The 15,141-nt window shown below is 73.3% G+C and carries 11 protein-coding genes; 7 read left to right on the forward strand and 4 right to left on the reverse strand.

The genetic code is table 11. The features are described 5' to 3' along the window. From AC2CHG_RS11095 to AC2CHG_RS11120, 6 genes are all read left to right on the forward strand, one after another. On the forward strand, nt 1-977 hold a 977-nt coding region (locus AC2CHG_RS11095), incomplete at its 5' end, for a putative bifunctional diguanylate cyclase/phosphodiesterase (RefSeq protein WP_484524675.1). Nucleotides 978-1,082: 105 nt separating this feature from the next. Next, a complete protein-coding gene (gene gatC, locus AC2CHG_RS11100) occupies nt 1,083-1,388 on the forward strand; it encodes an Asp-tRNA(Asn)/Glu-tRNA(Gln) amidotransferase subunit GatC (RefSeq protein WP_135243672.1) in 306 nt (101 codons plus the stop codon). Between the two features lie 76 nt (nt 1,389-1,464). Further along, nucleotides 1,465-2,940, forward strand: a complete 1,476-nt coding sequence (gene gatA, locus AC2CHG_RS11105; protein WP_366625276.1) for an Asp-tRNA(Asn)/Glu-tRNA(Gln) amidotransferase subunit GatA — start codon at nt 1,465-1,467, stop codon at nt 2,938-2,940. A 191-nt stretch (nt 2,941-3,131) separates the two neighbouring features. Continuing rightward, on the forward strand, nt 3,132-4,283 hold the full coding sequence (locus tag AC2CHG_RS11110) for a putative Ig domain-containing protein (RefSeq protein ID WP_484524676.1): 1,152 nt from the start codon (nt 3,132-3,134) through the stop codon (nt 4,281-4,283). A 122-nt stretch (nt 4,284-4,405) separates the two neighbouring features. Continuing rightward, a complete protein-coding gene (gene gatB, locus AC2CHG_RS11115) occupies nt 4,406-5,899 on the forward strand; it encodes an Asp-tRNA(Asn)/Glu-tRNA(Gln) amidotransferase subunit GatB (protein ID WP_366625272.1) in 1,494 nt (497 codons plus the stop codon). Nucleotides 5,900-5,995: 96 nt separating this feature from the next. Beyond that, nucleotides 5,996-8,353, forward strand: coding sequence for a transketolase-like TK C-terminal-containing protein (locus tag AC2CHG_RS11120; RefSeq protein ID WP_484524677.1), 2,358 nt, complete (start codon nt 5,996-5,998; stop codon nt 8,351-8,353). A gap of 389 nt (nt 8,354-8,742) precedes the next feature. Here AC2CHG_RS11120 and AC2CHG_RS11125 read toward each other — a convergent pair whose 3' ends face one another. The 3 genes from AC2CHG_RS11125 to AC2CHG_RS11135 form a co-directional block, all read right to left on the reverse strand. Continuing rightward, the gene (locus AC2CHG_RS11125) at nt 8,743-10,356 is read right to left on the reverse strand and encodes a metallophosphoesterase family protein (protein ID WP_135243676.1); all 1,614 of its coding nucleotides are present in this window, start codon (nt 10,354-10,356) and stop codon (nt 8,743-8,745) included. A 53-nt stretch (nt 10,357-10,409) separates the two neighbouring features. Beyond that, nucleotides 10,410-11,585, reverse strand: a complete 1,176-nt coding sequence (locus AC2CHG_RS11130; protein WP_366625268.1) for a PQQ-dependent sugar dehydrogenase — start codon at nt 11,583-11,585, stop codon at nt 10,410-10,412. Between the two features lie 86 nt (nt 11,586-11,671). Beyond that, nucleotides 11,672-13,477 (reverse strand): SpoIIE family protein phosphatase, encoded by a 1,806-nt coding sequence (locus tag AC2CHG_RS11135; RefSeq protein ID WP_366625266.1) that lies wholly within the window; start codon nt 13,475-13,477, stop codon nt 11,672-11,674. 143 nt (nt 13,478-13,620) lie between these two features. Between AC2CHG_RS11135 and AC2CHG_RS11140 the strand changes: the two genes are divergently transcribed. Then, a complete protein-coding gene (locus tag AC2CHG_RS11140) occupies nt 13,621-14,547 on the forward strand; it encodes a 2-hydroxyacid dehydrogenase (protein WP_366625264.1) in 927 nt (308 codons plus the stop codon). Between the two features lie 8 nt (nt 14,548-14,555). Here AC2CHG_RS11140 and AC2CHG_RS11145 read toward each other — a convergent pair whose 3' ends face one another. Next, complete coding sequence (locus AC2CHG_RS11145) at nt 14,556-14,939, reverse strand: PH domain-containing protein (protein WP_318332824.1); 384 nt, start codon at nt 14,937-14,939, stop codon at nt 14,556-14,558. Between the last annotated feature and the right edge of the window lie 202 nt (nt 14,940-15,141).

Genomic DNA, 15,141 nt, shown 5'->3' on the forward strand with positions numbered 1-15,141 from the left:
GCGCCGGCCCGGGCGCGGGTCCGCTCGTGGTCGGCGACGCGGAGTTCGCGCCGGAGACCGAGACCGCCGACGCCGACCTGGCCCAGGACGCGGAGGCCGCCGTGAGCACCGGCGCGCCGGGCGTCATCGGGCCGACCGCCGACGGGAGCACCGCGGGCGAGGCGGACGAGCAGGCCGGGCACCCGGGTGAGATCACCATGTATTACCAGCCGCAGATCGCCATCGCCACCGGCGAGGTGGTGGGTGTCGAGGCGCTGCTGCGCTGGCGGCACCCGCGCCGGGGCATGGTCGACCCGGGCGAGCTGATCCAGGTCGCCGAGCAGAGCGCGGTGATGCGGCTGCTCACCCGCCGCGTGGTCGACGACGTGGTGGAGCAGCTCGCCAAGTGGTCCGCAGCCGGGCTCACGCTGCGGGCCGCGCTCAACGTCAGCGTCCGGGACCTGCACACCGGCGAGATCGCCGACCAGATCGCCGACCGGCTGACCCGGTACGGCGTGCCGCCCGAGCGCCTCCAGGTGGAGATCACCGAGGGGGCGCTGATGGCCGACCCGCGACGGGTGCTCGCCAGCATCACCCAACTGCACCGCATCGGCGTCGGCATCGCGCTCGACGACTTCGGCACCGGCTACTCGTCGCTGCAACACCTGCGCCGGCTCCCGCTGTCCGAGGTGAAGGTGGACAGGTCGTTCGTCCTCGGGATGGCCGAGGACCCGGACGACGCGGCGATCGTCCGCTCGATGATCGAGCTGGCCGGCGCGCTCGGGCTGCGGGTGGTGGCCGAGGGCGTGGAGGACGAGCGCACCTGGCGGCTGCTGCACGCCGCCGGGTGCGACGTGGCGCAGGGCTGGTTCCACGCCCGGCCGATGCCGGCCGAGGACCTGGTGGCCTGGCTGTCCCGCTACCGTCCGGTGCGCCCGGCGGAGGCGGTGAGCCGCGGCGGTCCGGCGCCGGAGGGGGAGTCGAAGGCGTCGTCGTGACGGCGGGACAATAGACTCGCTCCGGTCACCGCGCGTCATCGAGCACGCCTGCACGCGCGGCCGGTCCGTCGCAGACGTCTCAGGACAGCCACGAAGGGGGCACTGATGGCCGCCATCTCCCGCGAGGAGGTCGCGCACCTCGCGCGACTGTCGCGGCTCGCCGTCACGGATGAGGAACTGGACACCTTCGCCGGCCAGCTGGATGTGATCCTCCAGTCGGTCGCGCAGGTCGGCGAGGTCGCCGCGGCGGACATCCCGCCGACGTCCCACTCCGTGCCGCTGACGAACGTGCTCCGCGAGGACGTGGTGCGGCCGGGCCTGACCCCGCAGGAGGCGCTGTCGGGCGCCCCCGACGCCGAGGAGCAGCGGTTCCGCGTCCCGCGGATCCTGGACGAGGATGTGGCCTCATGAGCGAGCGCAGCGAGCGAATCATCAGGCTCAGCGTGGTTGTCGGTCGTGACGGCACGGAGCGAAGCGGAGTGCCGGCATGACCGACCTGACGAAGCTGAGTGCTGTTGAGATCGCCGGGCTGGTGGCGAGCGGCGAGACCTCCGCGGTCGAGGTCACCCAGGCCCACCTGGACCGCATCGGCGCCGTCGACGACCGGGTGCACGCGTTCCTGCACGTCGACACCGAGGGGGCGCTGGCGGCCGCGCGGGCCGTGGACGAGCGCCGCGCCGCCGGTGACGCGCTGGGCCCGCTCGCCGGTGTGCCGGTCGCGGTGAAGGACGTGCTCACCACGAAGGGCGTGCCGACCACTGTCGGGTCGAAGATCCTGGAGGGCTGGCGCCCGCCGTACGACGCGACGATCGTCGAGCGGCTGCGCGACGCCGGCACGGTGATGCTCGGCAAGACGAACATGGACGAGTTCGCGATGGGCTCCTCCACCGAATACTCCGCGTACGGGCCGACCCGTAACCCGTGGGACACCGACCGGATCCCGGGCGGCTCCGGCGGTGGCAGCGCGGCGGCGCTGGCCGCGTACGAGGCACCGCTGTCGATCGGCTCGGACACCGGCGGCTCGATCCGCCAGCCCGGCGCGGTCACCGGCACCGTCGGCGCGAAGCCCACCTACGGCGGCACCTCCCGCTACGGCCTGGTCGCGTTCTCGTCGTCGCTGGACACGCCCGGCCCGTGCGCGCGTACCGTGCTCGACGCCGCGTTGCTGCACCAGGTGATCGGCGGTCACGACCCGCGCGACTCCACCTCGATCCCGGCCCCGGTGCCGGACGTGGTGGCCGCGGCGCGGCTCGGCGCCACCGGCGACCTGACCGGCGTGAAGCTCGGCGTGGTCACCGAGTTCACCGGCGAGGGCGCGGAGCCGGGCGTGATGGCCGCGTTCCGCGAGTCGGTCGAGGCGCTGGCGAAGCTGGGCGCCGAGATCGTCGAGATCTCCTGCCCGCACTTCAAGTACGCGCTGCCGGCGTACTACCTGATCGCGCCCAGCGAGTGCTCCTCCAACCTGGCCCGGTTCGACGGCGTCCGGTTCGGCCTGCGGGTCGGCGACGACGGCAACCGGTCGCTGGAGGAGGTCATGTCGCTGACCCGCGAGGCCGGCTTCGGCCCCGAGGTCAAGCGGCGCATCATGATCGGCACGTACGCGCTCTCGTCGGGCTACTACGACGCCTACTACGGCCAGGCGCAGAAGGTCCGCACGCTCATCACGCGGGACTTCACCAGCGCGTTCGAGCAGGTCGACGCGCTGATCTCGCCGACCACGCCGTTCGTGGCGTTCCCGATCGGGTCGCGTACCGCCGACCCGTACCAGATGTACCTGGCCGACCTGTTCACCATCCCGACGAACCTGTACGGCGGCCCGGCCATCTCGGTGCCGTGCGGCCTGTCCGAGGGGCTGCCGGTCGGCTTCCAGATCATGGCGCCGACCATGGCCGACGACCGGATGTACCGGGTCGCGGCCGCGCTGGAGGGCGCCGTCGGCACGCTCACCCCGCCGGCGCTCTGAATTACGGGTACGGAGGCGGCCCGGCCGCCTCCGTACCGACACGGTGATCACCGATCAGTGGATTGCCGGGGGTCACTGGCACTGGTCGAATAGACTCCGAGTCTGCTGGATCGACTGGACTGTGGCCCGCTGGCGGACGCGAGCGGTTCCGACCGAGAGCTGGATGTGCGATGGGGACACTTCGCCCGGTCATGGCCCTGACGATGGTCGTCGCGCTGCTGCTGGGCGCCGGTCAACCGGCCACCGCGCAACCGGCCGCCGCCGCCACCGAGACCGTCACCATCACCTCGGGCAAGCCCCGGTCGGTCATGGTCATCGGGCAGGTCTACGCGATCCACACGGTCGAGGCGACTGGTGGCACGGCGCCGTACCGGTTGTCGGTGGCCTCGGGCGGTCTGCCGCCGGGGATGCTCGTGGTGGGGACGTCCCTCGGTGGCGCGCCGACCACGCCCGGCACGTACACGTTCACGTTGCGGATGACCGACCAGAACGACCTGTTCGGCGAGCAGACGGCGACCATCGAGGTACGCGAGCCGACTGTCGTCATCACGTCGGGCAAGCCCCGGTCGCCGATGTACCTCGGCCGGGTGTACGCGATCCACACGGTCGAGGCCACAGGCGGGACCGCGCCGTACCGGCTGTCGGTGACCTCGGGCGGTCTGCCGCCGGGGATGCTCGTGGTGGGGACGTCGCTCGGTGGTGCGCCGACCACGCCCGGGACGTACACGTTCACGCTGCGGATGACCGACAAGAACGACCGCTTCGACGAGCAGAACGCCACAGTCGTCGTCGCCGAGGCGGCGACCGCGTTCACCTCCGGCGAACCGCCCGCCGCCACAGTCGGTAAGCCGTACTCCTTCCGGTTCACCGCCGACGGCGACTCGGACATCACGTTCGCCCTGGCCGCCGGGGCCCTGCCGGACGGTCTCACCCTCGACGAGGCGGGCAAGCTCAGCGGCACCCCGAGCAGCGCCGGCACGTTCACCTTCACCGTCGCGGCGAAGGGATACAGCACCAGCGCCACCAAGCAGGTGTCGCTGACCGTCGCCGCCCGCACCCCGGCCACCCCCACGGCGTCCCCGACCGGCTCGACGCCCGACCCGGACGACCCGACTGCGACGCCGACGCCGAGCGACCCGGCCGCCACGCCGTCGGAGAGCAGCAGCACCCCGGCGCCCCAGCCGACGCCCTCGCCGTCGAAGGTGAGCGGCGCGTGGCTGCCGATCACCGGGCCGGGTTCGCCGCTCGTACTCCTGCTGTTGAGCGTCGTGGCCTTCTCCGTCGGCGGCATCCTGCTCGTGCTGGCGTACAACCGGCGGCGGACCTTCACCACACCCGAGTGACACCCGCCCGGGCCCGGTCGTCGTGGCGGGCCTGGTGCGGTGATCTCGAAGCCCGGCAGCGGGGTGGCCGGGCCAGCCGATTAGGCTGGAACGGTTCTGTCCGGATCGCGCCTGGAGCTCAGATGACGACGACACTGCCCGCGTACGACGAGGTCGTCGCGCGCTTCGAACCGGTGATCGGCCTGGAGACCCACGTCGAGCTGGGCACGAACACCAAGATGTGGTGCGGCTGCCCGACCGACTTCGGCGGCGAGCCGAACACCCGGGTCTGCCCGGTCTGCCTCGGCCTGCCCGGTTCGCTGCCGGTGGCGAACAAGGCCGCCATCGAGGCGACCATCCGGATCGGGCTGGCGCTGAACTGCTCGATCGCGCAGTGGTGCCGGTTCGCCCGGAAGAACTACTTCTACCCGGACATGCCGAAGAACTTCCAGATCAGCCAGTACGACGAGCCGCTGTGCTTCGACGGCTACCTGGACGTCGAGGTCAACGGCGAGCTGGTGCGCATCGGCATCGAGCGGGTGCACCTGGAGGAGGACACCGGCAAGACGCTGCACGTCGGCGGCGCCACCGGTCGCATCCACGGCGCCACCGAGTCGCTCGTCGACTACAACCGGGCCGGCATCCCGCTCGTCGAGATCGTCACCAAGCCGATCCCCGGCACCGGCGCGCTCGCGCCCGAGGTCGCCCGCGCGTACGTCACCGAGCTGCGCGACGTGATCCGCTCCCTCGGCGTCTCCGACGTGCGGATGGAGGAGGGCTCGCTGCGCTGCGACGTCAACACCTCCCTGAACCGGCCGGGCGAGGAGTGGGGCACCCGCACCGAGACCAAGAACGTCAACTCGCTGCGCTCGGTCGAGCGGGCGGTGCGCTCGGAGATGCTGCGGCAGGCGTCGGTGCTGGAGGCCGGTGGCCGGATCACCCAGGAGACCCGGCACTTCCACGAGGACACCGGCGACACCACGTCGGGCCGGTCCAAGGAGACCGCCACCGACTACCGGTACTTCCCGGAGCCGGACCTGGTGCCGCTCGCCCCGGACACCGCGTGGGTGGCCGAGCTGAAGGCCGCCCTGCCGGAGCTGCCGCGGCTGCGCCGCAAGCGGATCCAGCAGGAGTGGGGCCTGTCCGACCTCGACATGCAGTCGGTGGTCAACGCCGGCGCGGTCGAGCTGATCGAGGCGACGGTGGCCGCCGGTGCGACCCCTGCCGCCGCCCGCAAGTGGTGGCTGGGCGAGCTGTCCCGCCGCGCCAACGAGACCGGCGTGGAACTGGCCGACGTGGGCGCCACTCCGGCGCAGGTCGCCGAGCTGCAGGGCCTCGTCGACGCCGGCAAGCTCAACGACAAGCTGGCCCGTGCCGTGCTCGAGGGCGTGGTGGCCGGTGAGGGCTCGCCGACCGAGATCATGACCAACCGCAACCTGGAGGTCGTCTCGGACACCGGCGCGCTCACCGCCGCAGTGGACGAGGCGATCGCCGCCAACCCGGACGTCGCCGACAAGATCCGCAGCGGCAAGGTCGCGGCGGCCGGCGCGCTGGTCGGCGCGGTCATGAAGACCACCCGCGGTCAGGCGGACGCGAAGACCGTCCGCGAGCTGATCCTGGCGCGCCTCGGCGCCTGATCCTGTCGTGTGGGCCCTTTCCCGGCAGGGGAGGGGCCCTTCGTCCGCTCCTCACCCCGCAGTGGGCGTCAACGGCGACGCCCGGATGGAGTCACCGTGAACCAGCACGACCTCGACGTCCTCGACGAGATCCAGCGCCGGGTTCTCTGGCTCGCCACCCGCATCGTCGACGCGGCCAACCACGACCGCGACACCGGTGACGGGGTGAAGGTCGGCGGCCACCAGGCGTCAAGCGCCTCCCTGGTCACCGCGATGACAGCGCTCTGGTTCCACCACCTCGACGCCGAGGACCGGGTGGCGGTGAAGCCGCACGCCTCGCCGGTGTTCCACGCGATCCAGTACCTGCTCGGCAACCTCGACAAGTCGTACCTGCCGAAGCTGCGGGCGCGCGGCGGACTCCAGTCGTACCCGTCGCGTACCAAGGACCCGGACGAGGTGGACTTCTCCACCGGCTCGGTCGGCCTGGGCGCCGCCGCGCCGCTGTTCGCCGCCGTCACCCGCCGCTACGTCGACGCGCACTTCGGCCCGCGCCCGCACTCCCGGTTCGTCGCCATCATCGGTGACGCCGAGCTGGACGAGGGCAACATCTGGGAGGCGGTCGCCGACCCGGCCACCACCGGGCTCGGCAACGTGATGTGGCTCGTCGACTTCAACCGCCAGTCACTGGACCGGGTCGTCCCCGGCATCCGGATCAACCAGTGGCGCGGCCAGTTCGAGGCCGCCGGCTGGCACGTCGTGGAGGTCAAGTACGGCCGTAGGCTCGCCGAGGCGTACGCCCGGCCGGGTGGCGCGGCGCTGCGCGACTGGATCGACCGGATGCCCAACGAGCAGTACCAGTCGCTGTTCGGGCTGGCCGGGCCGGCGCTGCGCAAGCAGTTCCTGGACGGCGCGCCGGCCGAGGTGGCCGCGTTCGTCGCCGACATCGGCGACGACGAGCTGGGCCCGCTCGTCACCGACCTGGGCGGGCACGACGCGCAGGCCATGCTCGACGCGTACGCCCAGTGCGACGCGGTCACCGACCGGCCCAGCGTCGTGTTCGCGTACACGGTGAAGGGCTGGGGTCTGCCGATCGCCGGCAACCCGCGCAACCACTCGGCCCTGCTCACCACCGAGCAGATCGACGCGCTGCGCGCCGCGCACGGCCTGACCGTCGAGACCGAGTGGGACCGCCTCGACCCGGCGACCCCGGCCGGCATCCGGGCCGGCGAGCGCCGGGAGGCGCTGTCCCGCCGGCCGCGCGAGCGTGCGCTGGGCGTCACCGTTCCGGAGACCACGAGGGTACGCGCGAACAAGCCCGTCTCCACCCAGGAGGTCTTCGGCCGGGTGCTGGTCGACCTGGCCCGCGATCCGCAGGTGGCGCCCTACCTGGTGACCACCGCGCCGGACGTGGCCACCTCGACGAACCTGGCCGGGTTCATCAACAAGACGGGCGTGTTCGCCCCGACCGAGCAGCGTTCCTGGACCGAGGACCGGATGCTGCGCTGGACCGAGAGCCCCGCCGGGCAGCACATCGAGCTGGGCATCTCGGAGATGAACCTGTTCCTGCTGCTGGGCCAGCTCGGCCTGTCGTGGGACCTGTCCGGCCAGCCGCTGCTGCCGGTGGGCACCGTCTACGACCCGTTCGTGCTGCGCGGTCTCGACGCGTTCCTCTACGGCACGTACTCCGGTTCCCGGTTCGTGGTGGCCGGCACCCCGTCCGGCATCACGCTGGCCCCGGAGGGCGGCGCGCACCAGTCCACCATCACCGCGTCGGTCGGCCTGGAGCTGCCCGGGGTGACGTTCCTGGAGCCCGCGTACGCCGGCAGCCTCGACTGGCTGCTCTGCGACGCGCTCGGGCAGATCGCCGGCGGCGCCGCTCCGACCGCCACCGCCGCACCGGCCGAGGACGGGGCGTACTACTTCCGGCTCAGCACCCGGCCGATCGACCAGGCGCCGTTCGAGGCGGCCCGGTCGCGGCTCGGGGACGCGGTGCTGCGGCGGCAGGTGGTGGCCGGCGCGTACCGGCTCGTCGACGCGCACCAGGCGTACCCCGATCTGGCTGACGCCCCGGTCGTTCAGCTCGCCGCCTCCGGCGCGGTGCTGCCGGAGGTCCTGGCGGCCGCCGCGGAGCTGGCGGAGGAGGGCGTCGCCGCGCACGTGGTCGACGTGACCAGCCTGGACCGGCTCTACCGTGCGTGGCAGCGGACGCTGCGCCAGGGCGTGCGGACCGCGACCGTGCCGAGCGTGCCCGGCGCGCTGCGGTCGGCGTTCGCCGACCGGGTGCCGGTGGTCACCGTGCACGACGCCGCGTCGCACGCGATGGCCTGGCTCGGCTCGGCGGTCGGCGCCCCGGCGGTGCCGCTCGGCGTGGACGAGTTCGGCCAGTCCGGCAGCGTCCGGGAGTTGTACGAGCTGCACGACCTGCTGCCCGGCAGCATCGTCAACGCCGCGCTGGCCGCGATCGCGCTGCGCTGAGGCGCGCGTCCGTTGCGCTGACCGCACTCCGCCACGGGGGCCGGCCGGACAGCCCGGGCGGCGGCTGGGTTTCCCTCACGGAATGTGACGGCTGGATTGGCTGCGGAGAGTAACCGCCTCTGGCGGCCTGGGGATTCACCTCTCGGCCCCTTTGCTCTGCAGCCACATCCGCATCACCGCCCTGAGCTGGGGCGGAGTGGAATGCCCACCGCTCTGCATCCACCCAGGCGGCGACTCTCGGTGCCTGCTGCGCCGATGGGTGCAGAGCAAAGTCGGCGGCGGAGCATCCCCGTGCCGGACGGGCTTCGTGACGCCGAGTCACCGGGTGTCAGTGCGGCAGAGCGCCCGGCTGAATGACCGCGAGGGGAGGCGGCGAGAAAGCGGGGCGGTCAGCTCGTGGGGGTGGGGCTCAGCGTGGTCGTACCCGGTGACGGCGACTCCGACGGGCCGCGGGTCGGGGTCGGGGTGACCGGGACCTGGTCGCCCTTGGCCGGGTCGCGGATGACGTGCCGCTCCAGGTTGACCTGCGACTGCCCGGTGCCGCCCACGGTGATGTCGTCGTACGCCTGGAGCAGCTTCTGCTGGTCGAAGTAGAGCACCGTCATGGTGAGCGGGGTCGGCTTCTCGCCCTCCAGGCCGCGCAGCCCGGCACCGCCGGTCGAGCCCTGCACCATCAGCGTGGTCGGCTGCTTGCCCTCGACCTGCGGCAGTTTCGACACCTGCCGGGAGTGGGTGTGCCCGGAGAGCACCAGCGGGCAGGTGCCGGAGAGCGGGCCGGCCGAGGCGGGATCGTGGATGAGCGCGATGTCGACCTTGCGCGGCGACTTCCCGATCGTGGCGGCGAGCTGTTCACCGGCGCCGATCACCTGGTCGGCGACGGCCGAGGTGAGGCCGCTGCCGGCCGGTGAGGTCTCCTTGTCCGGGGTGAAGCGGGGGTCGCCGATGCCGGCGATGGTCAGCCCGCCCACCGTCGTGACCGAGTTGTTCAGCACGATCGCGTTCGGCTGCTGCGCCACCGCGGCGGCGGTACGCGGCGAGTCGTGGTTGCCGCGGATGAACACGTACGGCTTCTTGAGCAGGCCGATCGACCCGACGAACGACGCCTCCGGCTCGCTGCCCCAGTCGGTCATGTCGCCGGTGTCGACCACCACGTCGATGCCGAACTGCTCGACCACGGTACGGATCAGCTGCCAGCCGGTCGGGTTGAGGTGGATGTCCGACACGTGCAGCACCCGGGTGGTGCCGGGCGACGGCTGCACCACGGGCAGCGCCGAGACCGTGGTGTAGAGCTTGCTGACGTTGCCGACCAGCCGTTGGAGCTGCTCGGCGTACTTGGTGTAGTCGTTGGCGATCCGCCGCGCGTCACCGACGATCGCCGGCGCGTTCACGAGCAGGCCCTCGTACCGCGGCTCCTCGATCGCCTGCGGGCGCAACGTGCTCGCGGCCACCCCGAGGCTGCCGGCGGTCACGACCAGCGCCAGACCGCCGGCCCACGCGGTGCGCCGGACGTCCCGGAAGACCAGCGCGGCCAGCAGCAGCGTGGCCAGCACGGCCGAGGCGAGCGTACGCAGCCCGAGCCGCATCACGCCGTCGCGGACGTCCTGGACGGCCGACTGGCTGGCCCGGCTGATGCTGGCCGGGTCGTCGATGAGCGCCTCGGTGCGCCCCTGGTCCAGCGAGCCCACCTCGACGGTGAGGTACGCCGGGCCGTCGTGACTGTCGAGCAGCAGCGCGCCCAGCGGCGGGATGTCGACTGTGGTGCCGCCGGACAGCGACGGGCTGAGCTTCAGTTCGGCCCGGAACGGGCCGATGTCGGTGCCGACGTGGCCGCCCGCGTACGTGCCGATCACGATGCCGCCGAGCGTGACCGCGAGCAGAGCCAGCACGACACCCAGCCGGCGCAGCCGGTGGCCGGGCCGCCACGCCGTCAGGCGGCGGGCGCGCCCGCGCTCCGGAGACGTCTCGTCCCCGGTGCGGTGCTGTTCGTTCTCGTGGCCGTCCATGCTGAGATTCTGACCTGCCCCCTGCGCGATCTTGACAAACCCGGCCGGCCGGATCAGCTCCGGCCGGCACCACCGTCGGCGAAGACGAGCCGCAGGAGGCGGTCGTCCTCGGCGGTGGGCGTACCCCGCCCGTCCCGGTTCGACGTGCTCACCCACAGCGAGCCGTCGGGCGCCGCCGCGACGGCCCGTAGCCGACCGTACCGGCCGTTGAGCAGGTCGCGCGGCTGACCGAGGACGGTGCCGTTACCGGCCAGCTCCACCAGCCAGAGCCGCTGGCCGCGCAGGCAGGCGGCGACGAGCAGACGGTCCGCTGCCGCCAGGCCGGAGCAGGAGGCGTCACCGGTGGGCCACTGCGTGATCGGGTTCACGTAGCGCCTGTCGTCGCCGCGCCCCTCGACCCGGGGCCACCCGTAGTTGCCGCCCTTGTCGATCTGGTTGATCTCGTCCCAGGTGTTCTGGCCGAACTCCACCGCGTACATCTTCTTGTCCGGCGTCCAGGCGAAGCCCTGGACGTTGCGGTGACCGGTCGACCAGACCGGCGACCCGGCGGTGGGGTTGCCCGGCGCCGGCTTGCCGTCCGGCGTGATCCGCAGGATCTTGCCGCCGAGGCTCTTGGCGTCCTGGGCGTTCTCGGTGCGCCCGGCGTCGCCGGTGCTCGCGTAGAGGTGACCGTCCGGGCCGAAGCCCAGCCCGCCGCCGTTGTGCGTACCGGACTTCGGGATGCCGGTCAGGATCGGCTTCGGCGCCTGCCCGAGCTGCATCTTCGCGATCCGGTTGTCGTCCTCGGCCGTGTAGTAGACGAAGACCGTGCGGTCCTTGGCGTACGCGGGGGAGACCGCGATGCCGAGCAGGCCGCCCTCGCCGCCGGCAGCGACGTCCGGCACGGTCTGCACCGGCCGCACGGCCAGCCCGTCCGGGCCGGACTCCGGGCCGACCTGGAGGATCCGCCCCTTGTTCCGCTCGGTGACCAGCGCGCCGCCGTCGGGGAGGAACGCGATGCCCCACGGCACCTCCAGGCCCTTGGCCAGCACGGTGGCGACCACCTGCTGGCCGGCCCCGCCGGGGCTCGCGGTGCCGGACGGTGTGGGCAGGTTGGGTGGGGCGCCGGCCGGGTCCGGCTCGGGCTCGCCGAGGGCGCAGCCGGCGGTGCCCAGCAGCAGCGCCGCGCAGGACGCCGCCAGCGCCGTCCGGAGGCGGCGGACACGGGGGTACGCAAGACGCGGGCTCACCCGCCCCAGCCTAGCCGGGCGGACCGGCGAACCGGGCGCGTCGCGCGCACCCCTGCCCGCCTCCGGCCGTTCGGGGGAGGGCCGGTTCAGCCGGCCCGCAGCGCGAGCATGGCGACGTCGTCCTCGCGCCGGTGCGCGGCGGCGAGCAGCCGGTCGCATAGCAGGTCCAGCGGTACGCCCGGTCCACCGGCCCGGAGGTGGGCGAGCAGTTCGGCCTGGCCCTCGTCGATCGGCTGGTCCCGGCGCTCGATCAGCCCGTCGGTGTGCAGCAGCAGCGTGTCGCCCGGTGCCAGGGTCAGCGTCCGGCCGGTACGCCGGGGCGGCCGGGCCAGCCCGAGCAGCGGTCCGCGGCCGTCCGCCACCGAGACAGTGCCGTCGGCGCGGACCAGCAGCGGCGGCGGATGCCCCGCGTTGCACCAGGAGACCGTCAGCCCGCCGGCGGCCGGACGGACCCGGGCCAGCACGGCGGTCGCCACGGTGGGCACCCGCAGCCCGCCCATGGCCCGGTCCAGGTGGGCCACCAGATCCTCCACCGGGTCGTTACGCCCGTACGCGTTGCCACGCACCAGGTTGCGCAACTGGCCCATGGTGGCCGCCGCCTCGATGTCGTGCCCGGCGACGTCGCCGATCGCGGCGATCAACTCGCCGTCGGGCTGGACGAACGCGTCGTACCAGTCGCCGCCCACCTCCACCCGGTCGGCGGCCGGCAGGTAGCGGGCGGCCAGCTCGATCCCCGGCACGGCCGGCAGGGTCGGCAGCATGCTGTGCTGGAGCACCTCGGCGACGTGGCGCTGCTCGCCGTAGAGGCGGCTGTTGCCGACCGCCTGTCCGGCGCGTACCCCGATGTCCTGCGCGGTGCGCAGGTCGCTCGGGTCGAAACCGCGCCGCCCCGGACGGTTGACCAGCGTGACCGCCCCGATCACCCGGTCCCCGGCGGCGGTGATCGGCACGGTCAGGTGGGAACCGATGCCGAGCCGCTCGGCGAGCGGCACCAGCTCCGGGCGTGTCGTGCCGCGCGCCACGTCGTCCAGGCCGGCCACGGCCCGCACCACCGGCCGCCCGGTACGCAGCACCGACCGGATCTGCGACTCCGCGCCGAGGCCGGTGGTCAGCAACTCGGCGAAGCGGGCCAGGTCGGCCTCACGCTCGGCGTCCCGGTGCACGCCGGTGACGGTGCGCGGCCGGCCCGCCGGGTCGACGAGCGTGATCAGGCACCAGTCGGCGAGCAGCGGCACCATCGCGTGCCCGAGCCGGTCCACAGCGGTGGCCACGTCGAGCGTGCCGCCGAGCATCTCGCTCATCCCGGCCAGCATGGCGAGCCGGTCGTGCGCCTCCTCCGTGCGGCGGCGGGCCTGCTCGGCGCCCCGGACCGCGATGCGCAACCGCAGCTCCGAGGAGCACGCGGCGGCCAGGTCGGCGAGCGTCCGCAACTGCTCCTTCGTCCAGGCCCGGGGCTTGCTGTCGATCGCGCAGAGCGAGCCGAGCACCCGCCCCTCCAGGTCGGTCAGCGGCATGCCCGCGTACGCCACCACGCCCAGATCCTCGATCGCCAGGTTGAGGCGTACGCGCGGGTAGAGGCGGGCGTCGGGCAGCACCAGCGGCATCTCGATGTCGACGACGTGCTGGCAGAACGAGTGGGTCAGCGGCGTCTCCCGGCGGGCCGCCCACGGCTCCGGCAGCCCGGTCGCGCCGGGGAAGAACTGGCGGTCCGCGTCCACCAGGGAGACGAGCGCGACGGGTACGTCCAGCAGGTCGCCGACCAGCCGCGCGAACCTGTCGAACGACTCGTCGGGTACGGCGTCGAGCCGCGTCTCGTCGAGTGAGCGCAACCGGTCGGGATCGGCGAGCGCCGGAATCGGCACGGACACCCGTCCCCGGCCGTCCTCGCTCATCGCCACCGCCCTCAGCAAGCGGAACACCCGACCGGCATCCCGTTCTCGGTTATACCCCGCCGGACCGCCACTCCATTCCCGGCGCGGTGTTCGTCACGGGTCGCGCCGCGCCGGCCGGTCCGGGGCCGATATCGTCGGCGGTCGTGAAGGTATGGATCCCGCACCCCGAAGGCCGCCGGCTGCTCGGCGAGCCGCCGCCCGGCGTCACCGTGGAGGTGCTGGACGACCCGCACCGGCTCCCGTCGTCCCCGGCCGGGGTGCGGTTCTGGGTGCCGCCGTTCCTGTCCGGCCCGGACGCCGGCGCGCTCCTCGCCGAGCTGCCCGACGTCGAGGTGGTGCAACTGCTCTCCGCCGGAGCGGACGCCTGGGTGGGACGGATGCCCGGCGGTGTGACCCTCTGCGACGCCCGGGGCGTGCACGACTCGCCCACCGCCGAGTGGGTGGTCGCCGCGATCCTCGCCTCGCTGCGCGGGTTCGCGCCGCTGGCCCGGGCGCAGGCGCGGCGCGAGTGGGCGTACGACGAGGTGGCGCCCACCGACGAGCTGGCCGGCAAGCGGGTGCTCATCGTCGGCGCCGGCTCGATCGGCACCGCGGTCCGCGACCGGCTCGTCCCGTTCGAGGTGAGTTTCACGCTCGTGGCCCGTACGCCGCGCCCGGGCCAGGGCGTGCACGGGGTCGACGAGCTGCCCGCGCTGCTGCCGGAGGCGGACGTGGTGGTGCTCCTGGTGCCGCTGACCGAGCAGACCCGGGGCATGGTCGACGAACGTTTCCTCGCCGCGATGCCGGACGGCGCGCTGCTCGTCAACGCCGCCCGCGGGCCGGTGGCCCGTACCTCGGCGCTGGTGGCCGAGCTGACCTCGGGCCGTCTGCGCGCCGCGATGGACGTCACCGACCCGGAACCGCTGCCCGCCGACCATCCCCTGTGGGAACTGCCGAACGTGCTGCTCACCCCGCACGTCGCCGGCTCGGTACGCGGGCTGCTGCCCCGCGCGTACCGCCTGGTGGGCGAGCAGTTGCGCCGGTACGTATCAGGCGAGGAGCTGACGAACCGGGTGGTCGACGGCTACTGATCGCCGGCTTACTGATCGCCGTCGGCGTCCGGTAGTTCCTGCCCGGTGACGGCGATCAGCCGGGGCAGTTCGGTGGCGCGTACCGCCGGCAGCATCACCACCTCGCCGTCGTCGAGCCGGGCCATCGCCCGGCCGCGGGAATCACCGGCGAGTTCGGCGACCCGGTTCCACGGCACCCGGCGCTGCCCGACGAGCGCCCGCAGCCGCAGCTCCCGGGCGTCGGCGTCGGTGCCGGCCCGCCACGCCCACACCGCGACGGCGAGCGGTACGAGCAGCACCCAGAGCAGCCACCAGCGGGCGGAGGCCAGGGGCAGCGCGCCGATGAAGGCGACGATCGCGGCGACCAGGATGGCCTGGTTGTGACGGAAACGGACGGTATCGGCGCGGCTCACCCCCCGATGATCCCACCCGGCCGGTCCCCGCCACCCCGCGGGCGTCCCCACCCCCTAGTCGGACCACTCGATCGCGCCGACCCTTCCGCGCCCGGCCACTCCGCCGCAGCGTGCCCGCCGCAGATCTTGGTACGGCCCCGCCCTTCCCGGGGCGGTTCGGTACCAAGATCTCCCCGTGCTGGAGATCTTGGAAGCGTGGGGC

It is taken from the genome of Micromonospora sp. ATLC20 (assembly GCF_057196585.1).